Source organism: Ensifer sp. BR816 (assembly GCF_000378985.1).
GTDB lineage: Bacteria > Pseudomonadota > Alphaproteobacteria > Rhizobiales > Rhizobiaceae > Sinorhizobium.
On sequence record NZ_KB905370.1, the window covers coordinates 1,255,051 to 1,271,979 of the forward strand.

The 16,929-nt window shown below is 64.2% G+C and carries 10 protein-coding genes; 9 read left to right on the forward strand and 1 reads right to left on the reverse strand.

Going from position 1 to position 16,929, the window contains the following annotated elements:
• Window positions 1–123 precede the first annotated feature (123 nt).
• Complete coding sequence (locus RHIBR816_RS0106070; protein ID WP_018235643.1) at window positions 124–597, forward strand: DUF1579 domain-containing protein; 474 nt, start codon at window positions 124–126, stop codon at window positions 595–597.
• Between the two features lie 46 nt (window positions 598–643).
• Complete coding sequence (locus RHIBR816_RS0106075) at window positions 644–1,405, forward strand: VOC family protein (protein ID WP_018235644.1); 762 nt, start codon at window positions 644–646, stop codon at window positions 1,403–1,405.
• Window positions 1,406–1,450: 45 nt separating this feature from the next.
• Here the strand turns inward: RHIBR816_RS0106075 and RHIBR816_RS0106080 are convergent, their stop codons facing one another.
• A complete protein-coding gene (locus RHIBR816_RS0106080; RefSeq protein WP_018235645.1) occupies window positions 1,451–2,401 on the reverse strand; it encodes a LysR family transcriptional regulator in 951 nt (316 codons plus the stop codon).
• 101 nt (window positions 2,402–2,502) lie between these two features.
• Between RHIBR816_RS0106080 and RHIBR816_RS0106085 the strand changes: the two genes are divergently transcribed.
• The 7 genes from RHIBR816_RS0106085 to glgB all read left to right on the forward strand — a co-directional run bounded on the left by RHIBR816_RS0106085 (window position 2,503) and on the right by glgB (window position 16,902).
• On the forward strand, window positions 2,503–3,537 hold the full coding sequence (locus RHIBR816_RS0106085; RefSeq protein WP_018235646.1) for an aldo/keto reductase: 1,035 nt from the start codon (window positions 2,503–2,505) through the stop codon (window positions 3,535–3,537).
• 138 nt (window positions 3,538–3,675) lie between these two features.
• Window positions 3,676–7,002 carry a DUF2126 domain-containing protein gene (locus RHIBR816_RS0106090; protein ID WP_018235647.1) on the forward strand — a complete coding sequence of 1,109 codons (3,327 nt, stop codon included), beginning with the start codon at window positions 3,676–3,678 and terminating at the stop codon, window positions 7,000–7,002.
• Entirely contained in the window at window positions 7,003–9,411 is a 2,409-nt protein-coding gene (locus RHIBR816_RS0106095; protein WP_018235648.1) for a circularly permuted type 2 ATP-grasp protein, read from the forward strand.
• A 248-nt stretch (window positions 9,412–9,659) separates the two neighbouring features.
• Entirely contained in the window at window positions 9,660–10,538 is an 879-nt protein-coding gene (locus RHIBR816_RS0106100) for a transglutaminase family protein (protein WP_018235649.1), read from the forward strand.
• A gap of 175 nt (window positions 10,539–10,713) precedes the next feature.
• Window positions 10,714–11,955: a VWA domain-containing protein gene (locus tag RHIBR816_RS0106105; protein WP_034815011.1), complete on the forward strand. Its 1,242-nt coding sequence runs from the start codon at window positions 10,714–10,716 to the stop codon at window positions 11,953–11,955.
• Between the two features lie 274 nt (window positions 11,956–12,229).
• Window positions 12,230–14,695 (forward strand): glycogen/starch/alpha-glucan phosphorylase, encoded by a 2,466-nt coding sequence (locus tag RHIBR816_RS0106110; RefSeq protein ID WP_084811234.1) that lies wholly within the window; start codon window positions 12,230–12,232, stop codon window positions 14,693–14,695.
• Window positions 14,692–16,902, forward strand: a complete 2,211-nt coding sequence (glgB, locus tag RHIBR816_RS0106115) for a 1,4-alpha-glucan branching protein GlgB (protein WP_018235652.1) — start codon at window positions 14,692–14,694, stop codon at window positions 16,900–16,902. The genes RHIBR816_RS0106110 and glgB overlap by 4 nt, the downstream gene beginning before the upstream one ends.
• The last annotated feature ends 27 nt before the right edge of the window (window positions 16,903–16,929 follow it).

Here is a 16,929-nt window from a genome sequence, read left to right on the forward strand (position 1 = left end):
ATAGGAGAAAACGACTGCAGCGTTAGATGGACTTCGCGGCCGTCGGCCCTATCTGAGGCTCCGTTCCGGGTAGCGGCGGGGCAGACCGCGGCAATTCAATCGCAAGATGCCAAGGAGGAGAACGTGAAAGCAGAGCCTCAGGAAGAGCACCGATGGCTGGAGCAGCTGCTCGGCGAATGGACGGCCACGTCGGAAGAGTCGATGGGAAGCGGCGGGTCGAGTGAGCCATGGGTCGAGAACGTCCGTTCGATGCAGGGACTCTGGGTCGTTTGCGAAGGGCAAGGCACCATGCCGGACGGAAGTTCCGGCCAGACCATGATGACGCTGGGCTTCAATCCCCTCACCGGCCGCTATGTCGGCACATGGGTCGGCTCGATGATGACCCATATGTGGGTCTATGACGGCGAGATCGAAGACGACGGCAAAACGCTCGCACTGAATTGTGAAGGCCCGGATTTTGAGAACCCCGGCAAGTCCGCCAAATACCAGGACAGAATAACGTTGAGCGATGCAAATCGCAGGACATTGACGGCCCGCGTCCAGGCTGAAGACGGAAGCTGGAAGGAACTGATGAAGGCGGAGTACCGCCGCCGATAGGGCGACATGGCCAACGCCGCGCAAACCAACAACCGGAGGACCAATCATGCATGGGAAATTCGTCTGGTACGAACTGATGACGACGGACACGAAGGCTGCGGAAGCCTTCTACAAGAGCGTCGTCGGCTGGTCTGCCCGCGATGCGGGCATGCCTGGCATGGATTACACGCTTTTTTCCAAGGGCGAGCACCAGGTGGCCGGCCTGATGACCATGCCGGAAGGGGCGCTCGAGATGAAGGTGCCGCCGGCCTGGCTCGGTTATGTGGCAGTCGATGACGTCGACGCCACCGCGGAGAAGTTGGCCGCTGCCGGCGGCACCGTCCACCGCGCGCCGGACGATATCCCGGGGGTCGGCCGCTTCGCGATCGTCACCGATCCGCATGGCGCTGCCTTCGCGCTTTTCAAGGGGGACGGCGAACCCCCGCCCGCCATGGATCAGATGGCCGCCGGGAATATCGGCTGGCACGAGTTGATGGCCGGCGACCTCGACACCGCCTTCGGCTTCTATTCGAAGCTGTTCGGCTGGACCAAGGACCAGGCGATGGATATGGGCGAGATGGGCGTCTACCAGATCTTCGCCCATAACGGCCAACCGATCGGCGGCATGATGACCAAGCCGACGGAAATTCCCACTCCCTACTGGATCTATTATTTCAACGTCGAGGCGCTCGACGCGGCGATCGAACGCGCCAAGGCCGGCGGCGCCAAGATCATTCAGGAGCCGATGGAGGTACCCGGCGGCGCCTGGATCGTCCAAGCGACCGATCCACAGGGAGCGCTCTTCGCGCTGGTTGCGCCGAAGCGCTGATACCTTGCCGCTGAGAAAAGAAGGCTCGCCAATCTGGCGAGCCTTTTATCCCAGCGCCTGCGCCCCCGGCCGATTGTTGTGCGGCAGCACCGGCGTAACCCGGGCATGACTGGCAAGGAAGTCGAGAACCGCACGCACCCGAGAGGGGAGAGCCCCGCCCTGCCCCAAGAAAACCGCGTGGATCTCTTCGAGGTCGCCCGGATTCAGATTCTCGAGCACCGGCAGCAGCCGACCGGAGCGAATGTCTTCGCGCACCGTGAACTCCGCGAGACGTGCCAGCCCGGCGCCGGCAAGCGCGAGATGGCGCAGCCCCTCGCCATCGCTGACCTGGACCGTCCCCGAAGCGGGCAGCATGATCGTCTCGCCTGCCACCCGTAGGGGCCACCCTTCGACCGCCCGGGTATAGCAGAAGCCAAGCCGGTCATGGGCCCTCAGGTCATCGAGGTTCGCGGGCATGCCGTTGCGCTCGACGTAGGAAGGCGCCGCAACGATCATCATCCGCGTCGCGCCAAGCTTGCGGGCGATCAGGGTCGAGCTCTTGAGCGGGCCCGCCCGGACCGCCACGTCGGCACGTGCCTCCATCAGGTCGACGACCGCGTCGGTCTGGATGATGTCGAGCGTCACGGCCGGGAAGCGGGCCCGGATTTCAGGGACCAGCGGCATCAGGATATGGGTGCCGAACGAGGCGTTGACGTTCAGCCGCACCCGGCCCGTCGGGCTTTCTCCGGCCGAAGCGCAGCGTTCCGCCTCGTCGATGTCGGCGAGTATCCGCGTCGTGCGCTCGTAGAAGGCATGCCCTTCCGGCGTAAGCTGCAGCTTACGCGTCGACCGGTTGACGAGGCGGATGCCGAGCCGCTCTTCCAGGCGCAGCACGAGCTTGCTGACCGCCGAGGGCGTCATGCGAAAGTGGCGGGCGGCAGCGGAGAAGCCGCCGAGTTCCACAGCCTTGGCGAAGACTTCCATCTCGCCCGACCGGTTGACTGAGGGTCGCGACATGTGAATTCAACTCACAGATAATGTTCCCGCCGCCAGTCTATATCCAAAACGCGAGCCGCTCCATTCTTCTTGTCACAAACGAGCATGAAGGAGTTCAAGGAATGGAATATCGACGGCTTGGCTCGTCCGGCCTGAAGGTACCGGCGCTCAGCTTCGGCGCCGGCACCTTCGGCGGCAAGGGTCCGCTTTTCAGTGCCTGGGGCACGACGGTCGAGAGCGAGGCCCGCCGCCTCGTCGACATCTGCCTCGAGGCCGGCGTCAATCTCTTCGACACGGCGGATGTCTATTCCGATGGCGCCTCCGAGGAAATCCTCGGCAAGGCGATCGAGGGTCGGCGCGACGACGTGCTCCTGTCGACGAAGATATCGCTGCCGATCGGCGACGGGCCAAACGATGCCGGATCCTCCCGCGCGCGCCTCGTCAAGGGTGTCGACGCCGCCCTGAAGCGGCTCGGCACCGACTACATTGACCTGATGCAACTGCATGCCTTCGATGCCGGAACGCCGGTCGAGGAAGTGCTGTCGACCCTCGACATGCTCGTGCGCTCCGGCAAGCTGCGCTATGTCGGCGTCTCCAATTTCTCCGGCTGGCAATTGATGAAATCCCTCGCCGCCGCCGATCGGCACGGCTATCCGCGCTATGTCGCCAATCAGGTCTACTACTCACTCGTCGGGCGGGACTATGAATGGGAGCTGATGCCGCTCGGCCTCGACCAGGGCGTCGGCGCGCTTGTCTGGAGCCCGCTCGGCTGGGGGCGACTGACCGGCAGGATCCGTCGCGGCGAGCCGTGGCCGGAGAAAAGCCGGCTGCACGACACCGCCGCCTTCGGCCCGCCGGTCGACGACGAAAAGCTCTACGACATCGTCGACGTGCTGGATCGCCTTGCCGAGGAAACGGACAGGACCGTGCCGCAGATCGCCATCAACTGGCTTCTCCAGCGCCCGACGGTTTCGAGCGTCATCATCGGGGCGCGCAACGAGGAGCAATTGCGCCAGAACCTCGGCGCCGCCGGCTGGTCTTTGTCAGCCGACCAGATCGCCAGGCTCGATGCAGCGAGCGCGACGACGGCGCCCTACCCCCACTTCCCTTACTACAGACAGGAGGGCTTCGCCCGGATCAACCCCCCGCCGGTCTAAGCGGGGGGACCGTCCGATCGCAAGGGGCACGGCCGGCCGAAACCAAGTCTCGGTTTCGGCTTGCTTTCTCTCTTTGCATTGCACAAAGTCCTCTCGAATGGTGGGCAACGGACCCGCCATCGAGGGGAAAAACGCTGCATGTCGATCAAGGCCAGTATCTATCACCTGACCCATTACAAATATGACCGACCGGTAAGGCTCTCACCGCAAATCATCAGGTTGAAACCGGCCGCACATTCGAAGACGAAGGTCATCAGCCACTCGCTGAAAGTCTCGCCGGAGAACCACTTCGTCAATCTGCAGCAGGACCCCTACGGCAACTATCTCGCCCGCTACGTCTTCCCCGATCCGGTTACGGAACTGAAGATCGAAGTCGATCTCGTTGCGGACATGACCGTCTACAATCCCTTCGACTTTTTCGTCGAGGAGGAGGCCGAGCACTGGCCGTTTCGTTATCCTGAGGACCTCAGCGAGGACCTGAAGATCTACATGACGCCGGAGCCCGCCGGCGAAAGGCTTTCGGCATTCCTTTCAGGCGTCGATCGCTCGCGCCGGCGCACCATAGACATGGTCGTCGGCCTCAATTCACGGCTGCAGCAGGAGATCGGCTATGTCATCCGCATGGAGCCGGGCGTGCAATTGCCGGAGGAGACGCTCGGTCTCGCCCGGGGCTCCTGCCGCGACTCGAGTTGGCTGCTCGTGCAAATCCTTCGCAATCTCGGCTTTGCCGCCCGCTTCGTCTCCGGCTACCTCATCCAGCTGACACCGGACCTGAAGGCCCTCGACGGCCCCTCCGGCACCGAGTATGACTTCACCGACCTACACGCCTGGGCCGAGGTCTATCTCCCGGGCGCCGGCTGGGTCGGGCTCGATCCGACCTCCGGCCTCCTGACCGGCGAGAGCCACATTCCGCTCGCCGCCACCCCGCACTTCAAGAATGCCGCGCCGATATCCGGCGGCTTCTTCGGCGATCCGGACACGAAGACGGACTTCGCCTTCGACATGAAGGTCGCGCGAGTCGCCGAGCATCCGCGCATCACCAAGCCCTTTTCCGACGAAAGCTGGGAGGCGCTGAACGCCCTCGGCAATGAGGTCGACCGGGCGCTTGCCGACCACGACGTGCGCCTGACCATGGGCGGCGAGCCGACCTTCGTCTCGATCGACGACTTCGAATCCGACGAGTGGAACACCGCGGCCGTCGGCCCGACCAAGCGCGAAAAGGCGGACGCGCTCATTCGCCGCCTGCGCGAGCGCTTCGCGCCCGGCGGCTTCCTGCACTACGGCCAGGGCAAATGGTATCCCGGCGAAAGCCTGCCGCGCTGGACCTTCTCGCTCTACTGGCGCCGCGACGGCCTGCCGATCTGGCAGCGGCCGGAGCTGATCGCCGAGGAACGCAGCCGGAACGGCGTGACGGAGCGCGATGCCGAACGCCTGCTCGTCGCCATCGCCGGCGAGCTCGACCTCGCCGCCGACATGGTCGTTCCGGCCTATGAGGACCCGGCCGAGTGGATCGTCAAGGAAGCGAACCTGCCGGACAATGTCGATCCGTCCAACTCGAAGCTCAAGGACCCGGAGGAACGCAGCCGCCTCGCCCGCGTCTTCGAGCGCGGCCTGACGACGCCGACGGGCTATGTGCTGCCGGTACAGGCCTGGAATTCACGGGCTTCCGGGCGGAAATGGACGAGCGAGAAGTGGCAGACCCGGCGCGGCCGCATCTTTCTGGTGCCTGGCGACAGCCCGGTCGGCTACCGGCTGCCGCTCGGATCCCTGCCCTATATCTCCCCCTCCGCCTATCCCTATATCAACCCGCTCGACCCGGCCGTTCCGCGCGCAGACCTGCCGGACTTTGCCGCTGAAAAGGGTCGTACCCAACAGTCACGCTTCCAACCCGCCGAGGAGCCGCAAACGCCGCTGCCCGCCGCGCGTGACGAGATCGGCGGTTCCGTGCGCACGGCGATCACGGTCGAACCGCGCGAGGGCCGGCTCAGCGTCTTCATGCCGCCGACGACCGACATCGAGGAATATCTGGACCTGATCGCCTCGGCCGAAAGGGCCGCCGCGGCGCTCGGCCTCAGCGTCCATATCGAAGGCTATCCGCCGCCGCAGGACGAACGCGTCAACGTCATCCGCGTCGCGCCGGATCCGGGCGTGATCGAAGTCAATATCCACCCGGCTTCGACCTGGCAGGAATGCGTCGACATCACCACGGCGATCTACGAGGAGGCGCGCCAGAGCCGGCTCGGCGCCGACAAGTTCATGATCGACGGCCGCCACACGGGAACCGGCGGCGGCAACCACGTCGTGGTCGGCGGACGCAACCCCAATGACAGCCCCTTCCTGCGACGTCCGGATCTGCTGAAGAGCATCGTGCTGCACTGGCAGCGCCATCCATCGCTCTCCTACCTCTTCTCCGGCCTGTTCATCGGCCCGACCAGCCAGGCGCCGCGCATCGACGAGGCACGCCACGACTCGCTCTACGAACTGGAAATCGCGCTTGCCCAGGTGCCGTCGCCCGGCGCGGGCCGAATGCCGCCGCTGCCGTGGCTCGTCGACCGGCTTTTCCGCAACCTGCTCGTCGATGTCACCGGCAACACCCACCGTGCGGAAATCTGCATCGACAAGCTGTTTTCGCCGGACGGTCCGACCGGGCGCCTCGGCCTGATCGAGTTCCGCGGCTTCGAGATGCCGCCGAATGCGCGCATGTCGCTCGCCCAGCAATTGCTGGTCCGCGCCCTCATCGCCCGTTTCTGGAAAAACCCCGTCGAAGGCGGCTTCGTACGCTGGGGCACGGCGCTTCACGACCGCTTCATGCTGCCGCACCATGTCTGGCAGGATTTCCTCGACGTTCTCGCCGACCTGAGGGCGCATGGCTTCGACTTCCGGTCGGAGTGGTTCGAGGCGCAGCTCGAATTCCGCTTCCCCTTCTGCGGCGAGGTGGAGTACGAAGAGGCGAAGCTCGAAATCCGCCAGGCGCTCGAGCCCTGGCACGTGATGGGCGAGCAGGGCGCGATCGGCGGCACGGTCCGCTACGTCGATTCGTCGGTCGAGCGGCTCCAGGTGAAGCTCGCGACCGGCAATCCTGATCGCTACATCGTCACCTGCAACGGCCGGCCGGTGCCGCTTTCGAAAACCGATACGAACGGCATCGCGGTTGCCGGCGTGCGCTACAAGGCCTGGCAGCCGGCATCCGGCCTGCACCCGGTGTTGCCGGTGAACACTCCCCTTACATTCGACGTTTATGATACATGGTCGAATCGGGCGATCGGCGGCTGCGTCTACCATGTTGCGCATCCGGGCGGGCGTAACTATGAGACGTTCCCGGTCAACGGCAACGAGGCGGAGGCACGCCGGCTGGCGCGCTTCGAACCCTGGGGCCATACGACCGGCATGTATCGGCTGCGACTGGAGGCCCCATCGGCGGAGTTTCCCCTGACGCTCGACTTGAGGCGTCCGGCAGGAGTGTAAATGGCGAAGAAGCAGGCGGCAGAAGCAATAGACAAGGGACGGTCCCCTGGCGACCCGGTGTCGGGCTATCGCGCCCTGCCGGGCGTCGCCGACGAGATGCTCGACCCGCAGGGCAACGTCCGGCCGGTATGGCAGCGGCTGCTTGCAGCGCTCGGCCGCATGGACGAAACGGAGCTCGCCAACCGCTTCGCCCGCGCTGACCGCTACCTGCGCGACGCCGGCGTCTTCTATCGCGCCTACGGCAAGGGAGACACCGAACGAAGCTGGCCGCTTTCGCACATACCGGTGCTGATCGACGAAACCGAATGGGCCGCCGTATCCGCCGGCTTGATCCAGCGGGCGGAACTGCTGGAACAGGTAGTTGCGGATATCTATGGCGAGAACCGGCTTGTCCGCGAAGGCCTGCTGCCGCCGGCGCTCGTCGCCTCCAATCCGCAGTTCCTGCGCCCGCTGGTCGGCGTCAAGCCGGCAGACGGACATTTTCTGCACTTCTGTACCTTCGAGATCGGGCGCGGTCCGGACGGCAATTGGTGGGTTCTTTCCGACCGGACCGAGGCGCCCTCCGGCGCCGGCTTTGCGCTTGAAAACCGCGTGGCGACGACGCGCGCCTTTTCCAACCTCTACGCCGAAACCCACGTCCACCGTCTGGCAAGCTTCTTCGGGGCGTTCCGCGATACCCTCCAGGCTCAAAAGCTGCATCCGGACGACCGCATCGCCGTGCTCTCGCCCGGCATTGCCAACGAAACCTATTTCGAGCATGCCTATATCGCCCGCTATCTCGGCTTCATGCTCCTTGAAGGCGAGGACCTGACGGTCGTCGGCGGCCGGGTGATGGTGCGCACCGTCGCCGGCCTGAAGCCGATCGGCGTGCTCTGGCGCCGCCTCGACGCCTCCTTTGCCGATCCACTCGAACTCGATCAATCCTCGCACATCGGCACGCCCGGCCTCGTCGAAGCGCTTCGGGCCGGCTCCGTCTCGATCGTCAACGCGATCGGCTCCGGCATTCTCGAGACGCGCGCCTTTCTCGCCTTCATGCCGACGCTCTGTCGCCATCTGCTCGGAGAAGAGCAGAAACTGCCGTCGATCGCCACCTGGTGGTGCGGGCAGGAACCGGAGCGCCAGCACGTCGCGAGCAATATCGAGGGCATGGTCATCGGCCCGGCCTATTCGACGCGGCCCTTCTTCGACGACAACGGGCAATCGATGCTCGGTGCCGCGCTGCGCGAAACCACCAGGACTTCGGCCGCCGAATGGCTGGCCGCAGGCGGCGGCAAGCTCGTCGGCCAGGAGGTGGTGACGCTGTCGACGACACCGGCTTGGGTGCGCGGCCGGCTGACGCCGCGGCCGATGAGCTTGCGCGTCTTTGCGGCGCGCACCCGCGACGGCTGGCAGATCATGCCGGGCGGCTTCGCCCGCATCGGCTCCGGCGACGACGTGGCGGCAATCGCCATGCAGGCCGGCGGCACCGCCGCCGACGTCTGGATCGTCAGCGACAAGCCTGTCGAGCGCACGACGCTGTTCCCGGCGGAGGAGAGCTTCACCCGCAACTTGCCGGGCAGCCTGCCGAGTCGCGCGGCGGACAATCTCTTCTGGCTCGGACGCTATATCGAGCGGGCGGAGGGTGCGCTCCGGATTCTGCGCGCCTGGCACGCGCGTTTTGCCGAAGCGGCAGATCCGAACATGCCGCTCCTGAAGGATGTCAGCAACTATCTGTCCGCGCTTGATATCAGTGCGCGCCAACCGGTGCCGGCCAGCTTGCTTGCCAATATCGACAGCGCCCTCTTCAGCGCCGGCAACATCCGCGACCGGTTCTCCCCCGATGGCTGGCTCGCCCTGAACGACCTGTCGAAAACGGCGCGGAGGTTCCATGCGACCGTGCAGGCCGGCGACGACGCGACCCACGCGATGACCATCCTCTTGCGCAAGCTTGCGGGCTTTGCCGGCCTCGTCCACGAAAACATGTATCGTTTTACCGGCTGGCGCTTCCTGTCGGTCGGGCGCTATCTCGAGCGCGGCCTTCACATGACGCGGCTGCTCGGGCACATGTCCGGACCCGAGGCTCCGGACGGGGCCTACGACATGCTGCTCGAGATCGGCGACAGCGTCATGACCCATCGCCGCCGCTACAACGTCAACACGGCCGCCCTGACGGTCACCGATCTGCTGGCGCTCGATCCGCTCAATCCACGCTCGGTGCTTTTCCAGTTGAACGAGATCAAGACGGAGGTCGAGCTCCTGCCGAACGCGTTCGTCAACGGCCAGATGTCGCCCTTCTACCGGGAAACGATGCGGCTTCATTCCGGTCTGGCGGTGATGACGCCGGAAGCGATGAACGCGGCGGTCTACAAGCGGCTCGAACAGGATCTCGAGAGACTGTCGGACCTGCTCGCGCAAACCTATCTCGGCTAGAATGGTATAAGGCGGCATGGCGGCTAACGAAGCACGCGAACACCCCTCCCCAACCCCTCCCCACGAGGGGGAGGGGCTCTCTATGCCGCACCCTCCCCTCCTCGCCGTCAGCCTTTGTCGGCGCAAGCTTGGAATGACAGGCGATCGCCGCGGGCGCCTAGCCCCTCCCCCTTGTGGGGAGGGGTTGGTGAGGGGTTTCAACCACGAATCGAGACTGCATCGGGATCGGACGAAGGGCGTCACTTCGCATGCTCTATGACATCAATCTGAAGATCACCTACGGTTACGAGGTTCCGGTGAGCGGCGGCCGCCATCTCGTGCGCGTGCTGCCCGCTTCGATCCCGGGCCGCCAGCGCCTCATCGCGGGCTCCGTCACGGTTCAGCCTGCGCCCGGCGAGCGGTCGGAGAGCGTCGATTTCTTCGCCAACGCCACCACCTCCATCCTGTTCCGCTCCGTGCACGAGCATCTGGTCATTCGCATGCAGGCGCGCGTCCAGGCCGAAGCAACGGCGCTCACTGCCGATTTCTCGCCGCCGCTCACCGGCCTGCCCTCGCAGCTCGCCGCCTGCTGGTCGATCGATGCCGACTCGCCGCATCATTTCATCGGCCCCAGCCCGCTGCTGCCGGAAGCCGCGGAAATCGCCGCCTATGCGTGCGAGATCGCGGGGGAGAACATGACGGTCTGCCAGATCGGCGCCGCCATCTGCGGGCGCATCCACCGCGATTTTGCCTACGATGCCGAGGCGACGACCGTGACCACGACGCCTGCCGAGGCCTTCAAGCTGAAGCGCGGCGTCTGCCAGGATTTTACCCATGTGATGATCGTGGCGCTGCGCAGCCTCGGCATCCCGGCCGGCTATGTCAGCGGGTTCCTCAGAACCCTGCCGCCGCCCGGCAAGGAGCGGCTCGAAGGCGCCGACGCGATGCATGCCTGGGTCCGCTTCTGGTGCGGCACAACCGGTGGCTGGATGGAACTCGATCCGACCAACAATATCCCGGCGGGCACCGACCATATCGTCGTCGGCCATGGACGCGATTATGGCGACGTGGCGCCGGTCATCGGTGTGCTGAAAAGCTACGGCACCCACACAACCGAACAGGCCGTCGACGTCATTCCCGTGGAATGATCCGAAACGGCACGACGCGTGCCATTTCCGCACAGATCGCCATCACAAAATGCCCCCAAGAGGCAGGGGCTTTCTGCCGGTTTCGTTAAGATTGCAGCGATTGTCTCAATCGGACTGTAACGCATCACCACTAGTGTCATAGGCGAAAAGCTACAACGTGTGGGGGTGCACAAGTATGGGAAGACGGTCCATGATCGGCCGGTCCTTCATCACGATGCTCAAGGACCGGGGCGGGAATTTTGGAATGATGACGGCGGTCGCGGCGCCGCTGCTTCTCGCAGCCGGCGGCGTTTCGATCGACATGGCCAACATGCTGATGACGAAGAACCAGCTCCAGGATGCGACCGACGCGGCCGCACTTGCGGCGGCGTCCGCGCTTGTCTCGGATGAACAGCCGGATATCGCCGCCGCCAAGGAGATCGCCCGCAAGTTCCTGAGGACCCAGGGCGGCGGCACGACATCGCCCGATGATCCGGCCGAAAGCGGAGAGGGAACTCCCTCCGAAGCCGCATCGTCGACACCCGACTGGGACGACGTCAACACGCTTGCGGTGAACATCACGGAAACGCCGAACGGTGCCAAGGGAAAGATCTTCCAGGTCACCGTGACCAACAAGCGCGTCATCGACTTCAACGCCATGACGCGCCTGCTCGGCACGGACTCGATCGAGCTGGAGGCCAGCTCCACGGCCGAAAGCGCCACCGAGACCAAGAACGCGCTGTCGATGTTTCTCGTCCTCGATCGGTCCGGCTCGATGGCATGGAAGACGAACACCATCAACACGGCAAAGACGAGCTGCCCCAACTATACCGAGTCCAACTGGAGCAGGTACCCCTATCTGAGGGCGAGCAGCCCCTGCTACGTCACCAAGATCGACGCGCTGAAGACTGCCGTCAGCGACCTGCTGGCGCAGTTGCTGGTCGCGGACCCAGATCAGATCTATGTCCGTACCGCCGCGGTCTCCTACAACGCTTCGCAGGATGCGGCAGGTACACTCGCCTGGGGAACGACCGGGGCCGCGGCCTACGTCAATGCGCTGGTCGCAACCGGCGGCACCGCATCAGGCAGCGCCTTCAAGACGGCCTACCAAAAGGTCATCGCGGACACGGAAAACACCGCGCACGCCGCCAAGAACGGCCAGGTGCCGACGAAATACATCGTCTTCATGACCGATGGCGAGAACAACTACGCCAATGACGATACGGTTACCAAGCAATGGTGCGACACCGCCAAGGCCAACAAGGTCGAGATCTACAGCGTCGCGTTCATGGCCCCGCAGCGCGGCCAGGAGTTGCTGAAATACTGTGCCACGTCGTCCTCGTATTATTTCGAGGCCGAGGAAACCGCAGACCTCGTCGCGGCCTTCAAGGCGATCGGCGAGCGCGCCTCGGCGATGGTTTCCCGCCTCACGAAATGATCTGAGCCGGGAGAGCTTTGCGATCTTCGGTCGCTCCGCCCGTAAACGTCGCTCTCCGTGAGTTTTGCCATGCCGTTCGGCCTTTGCCGGACGGCATTTTTCTTTCTGCGAAACTATTGAAATAGCAGCCTAAGTGCATCCACGCCTACCATCGGAGTTTTCTAATCCATTTAAAAACACCTGTTGCAAGCGCTTCGGATCGATGCATAAATGCCTTTTCGCGGCCGGTTCGGCTCACGGTTTCCTGAAGTGCAACAAGGGTTTGACAGTTCTCATGATGAATCGGCTCTCCACCAACGAACTGCCGCAGCCGGCACTGAGATCCTCCGAACCGGGCCAGCTCGCCGTCGAGATTCTCGAGCGCCTCAAATACCGCATCGGCAAGGATCCCAAGGTCGCAAAGCCGCATGATTGGCTGACCGCCGCCATCCTGGTTGCCCGCGACCGCATCACCGACAAGTGGATGGAGTCGACGCGCAAGACCTATGCAACCGGGGCGAAGCGGGTCTACTACCTCTCACTGGAATTTCTCATCGGTCGCCTGATGCGCGACGCCATGACGAATATCGGCCTGATGGACGAGATGCGTGACGCGCTTGCCTCGCTGGGCGTCGATATCGACGTGATCGCCCAACTCGAGCCAGACGCCGCCCTCGGCAATGGCGGTCTCGGGCGCCTCGCCGCCTGTTTCATGGAATCGATGGCGACCGTCGACGTCCCCGCCTATGGCTACGGCATTCGTTATGCGAACGGCATGTTCCGACAGCAGATGGCCGACGGCTGGCAGGTGGAACTGCCCGAAACCTGGCTGGCCCATGGCAATCCCTGGGAATTCGAGCGGCGCGAGAGCTCCTATGAAATCGGTTTCGGCGGCAGCGTCGAGACGGTCAATATCGACGAAGAGGTTCAGCGCTACGTCTGGAAGCCGGCGGAACGGGTGATCGCCACGGCCTTCGACACGCCGGCCGTCGGCTGGCGGGCGAAACGCGTGAACACCTTGCGGCTCTGGGGCGCCCAGCCGATCGATCCGATCCTGCTCGACGCCTTCAATGCCGGCGACCACATCGGGGCGCTGCGCGAAAGCAACAAGGCAGAGTCGCTGACACGCGTGCTTTACCCGGCCGACGCTACGCCGTCGGGTCAGGAATTGCGCCTTCGGCAGGAATATTTCTTCTCCTCCGCCTCGCTGCAGGACATCCTGCGCCGGCATCTGCAGCAATATCCCGACTTCACGTCGCTGCCGGACGCGGTCGCCATCCAGCTCAACGACACCCATCCGGCAGTGTCCGTCGCCGAACTGATACGCCTGCTGACCGACATCCATGGGCTCGGTTTCGAAGAGGCCTGGGATATTACCCGGCGGACCTTCGCCTACACCAACCACACGCTGCTGCCGGAAGCGCTCGAAAGCTGGCCGGTGCCGCTCTTCGAGCGGCTGTTGCCCCGCCACATGCAGATCGTCTACGCGATCAATGCGAAGGTTCTCATCGAGGCGCGCAGGCAGAAGCATGCGGCCGACGAGGAAATCCGCAGCATCTCGCTCATTGACGAAACGGGAGAGCGTCGGGTGCGCATGGGCAATCTCGCCTTTGTCGGCTCGCATTCGATCAACGGCGTCTCGGCGCTGCACACGGAGCTGATGAAGGAGACGGTGTTTGCCAATCTGCACCGCCTTTACCCGGACCGCATCAACAACAAGACCAACGGCATAGCGCCGCGCCGCTGGCTGATGCAGTGCAATCCCGGCCTTTTCGGGCTGATCCGCGAAGCGATCGGTGACGAGTTCGTCGACAATACCGAAGCGCTGCAGGCGCTCGACGCCTTTGCCGACAAGGCGGACTTCCAGGAAAACTTCGCCGCCGTCAAGCGCGCAAACAAGGTTAGGCTGGCGAAGCTGGTCCAGGCAACCCTCGGGATCCGGCTCGATCCTTCGGCAATGTTCGACATCCAGATCAAGCGCATCCACGAATACAAGCGCCAGCTGCTGAACATCATTGAGGCGGTGGCGCTCTACGACCAGATCCGCTCGCATCCGGAACTCGACTGGGTGCCGCGCGTCAAGCTCTTCGCCGGCAAGGCGGCGCCGAGCTATCACAACGCCAAGCTGATCATCAAGCTTGCCAATGATGTCGCCCGCGTCATCAACAACGACCCGGCGGTGCGCGGCCTGCTGAAAATCGTCTTCATACCCAACTACAACGTCTCGCTCGCCGAGGTCATGGTTCCGGCCGCCGACCTCTCCGAGCAGATCTCGACGGCCGGCATGGAGGCGTCGGGCACCGGCAACATGAAGTTCGCGCTGAACGGCGCGCTGACCATCGGTACGCTCGACGGCGCCAATGTCGAGATGCGCGACTGGGTCGGCGAGGAAAACATCAAGATTTTCGGCATGACCGCCGAGGAGGTGGCGAAGGCGCGGGCCGAGGGACACAACCCACGGGCCGTCATCGAAGGGTCGCGCGAGCTGTCGCAGGCGCTCTCGGCGATCGCCTCCGGCGTATTCTCCCCGGACGATCGCAACCGCTTCGCCGGCCTCGTCGAGGGCATCTACAACCATGACTGGTTCATGGTCGCTGCCGATTTCGAAGCCTATGCCAGGGCGCAGCGCGAGGTCGACAAGCTCTGGACCGCCCCGTCCGACTGGTATTCGAAGACGATCCGCAACACCGCGCGCATGGGCTGGTTCTCGTCCGATCGCACGATCCGGCAGTATGCCGGTGAAATCTGGAGAGCTGGATGACGTCACCGCCCGGCAAGGACGAAACGCCCGCTGCGTCAGGCTTCCTGCCGGCGCAGGAGATCGAGGCAATACTTTCCGGCACCCATGGCGACCCCTTTGCCGTTCTCGGCGTGCACGCTTCCGGCAAGGGCTATTTTGCCCGTTGTTTCATCCCCGGCGCGGAGCAGGTGGTCGCAGAAGCCCTTTCCGGCGCGGAAATCGGCACGCTCGAACGGCGCAACGACGCCGGTTTTTTCGAAGGCCCCATCGCGCTGCGCAAGGCGCAGCCGGTCCGCTACCGAGCCCGCAACGAGGGCGGCGAGTGGATCGTCGTCGATCCCTACAGTTTCGGTCCGGTCCTCGGCCCGATGGACGACTACTACATCCGCGAAGGCTCGCATCTGAGGCTGTTCGACAGGATGGGCGCCCACCCGATCGCGCATGACGGCGCCGAAGGCTTTCACTTCGCCGTCTGGGCGCCGAACGCGCGGCGCGTGTCGGTCGTCGGCAGCTTCAACGATTGGGACGGCCGCCGGCACGTCATGCGGCTGCGGGCCGACACCGGCATCTGGGAGATCTTCATCCCCGGCGTCCCGGCCGGCGCCCCCTACAAATACGAGATTCTCGGCAAGGACGGTACGCTGCTGCCACTGAAGGCCGATCCTTTCGCAAGGCGATCGGAGCTCCGCCCCGACACGGCATCGGTGACAGCGGGCGAAATCGCCCAGGTCTGGGAGGACGAGGCGCACCGGCAGCATTGGGAAGAGGTCGATCCGCGCCGGCAGCCGATTTCCATCTACGAGGTCCATGCCGGCTCGTGGCAGCGTCGTGACAATGGCGACATGCTCTCCTGGGACGAGCTAGCCGAGCGGCTGATCCCCTATTGCGCCGACATGGGCTTCACCCATATCGAATTCTTGCCGATCTCCGAATTTCCCTACGATCCATCCTGGGGCTACCAGACCACCGGGCTTTTCGCGCCGACCGCGCGCTTCGGCGAACCGGAGGGCTTTGCCCGCTTCGTCAATGGTTGCCACAAGGTCGGCATCGGCGTCATCCTCGACTGGGTGCCGGCGCATTTTCCGACCGACGAGCACGGGCTTCGCTGGTTCGACGGCACGGCGCTCTACGAGCACGAAGACCCGCGCCAGGGCTTCCATCCCGATTGGAACACGGCGATCTACAATTTCGGCCGTGAGGAGGTGCTCTCCTATCTCGTCAACAACGCCCTCTACTGGGCCGAGAAGTTCCATGTCGACGGCCTGCGCGTCGATGCGGTCGCGTCGATGCTCTATCTCGACTATTCGCGCAAGCATGGCGAATGGGTGCCGAACGAATACGGCGGCAATGAAAATCTCGAGGCGGTTCGCTTCCTGCAAACGATGAACAGCCGCCTCTACGGCATTCATCAGGGCGTGTTGACGATTGCCGAGGAATCGACCTCCTGGCCGAAGGTGTCGCATCCGGTCCACACCGGCGGGCTCGGCTTCGGCTTCAAATGGAACATGGGCTTCATGCACGACACGCTGCAATATCTGTCGCGCGAGCCGGTGCACCGCAAGTTCCACCACAACGACATGACCTTCGGGCTGCTCTATGCCTTCAGTGAGAATTTCGTCCTGCCGCTGTCGCATGACGAAGTGGTGCACGGCAAGGGATCGCTGATCGCCAAGATGACCGGCGACGACTGGCAGAAATTCGCCAATCTCAGGGCCTATTACGCCTTCATGTGGGGCTATCCGGGCAAGAAGCTGCTGTTCATGGGGCAGGAGTTCGCCCAATGGCGGGAGTGGTCGGAGGAGCGCCAGCTCGACTGGAACCTGCTGGAATACAATCTTCACCAAGGCATGCGGCGGCTGGTCCGAGACCTGAACGGCACCTATCGCTCGAAGGCGGCGCTGCACGCGCGCGACTGCGAGGGCGAGGGCTTCGAGTGGCTGATTGCCGATGATCGGGACAATTCGGTCTTCGCGTGGCTGAGAAAGGCGCCGGGCGAGAAGCTGATCGCCGTCGTCACCAACTACACGCCCGTCTACCGCGAGAGCTACGACGTACCGCTGCCGGTCGCGGGACGCTGGAAGGAAATCCTCAACACCGACGCGGAAATCTATGGAGGAAGCGGCAAGGGCAACGGCGGCGCCGTACAGGCGGAAAAGAAACCGAACGGAAGGACGATGGCCACCATCACGCTGCCGCCGCTGGCGACACTGATGCTGGAGCAGGAATGAGGAGCAGGTCCTGCCGGCACCGCCGGC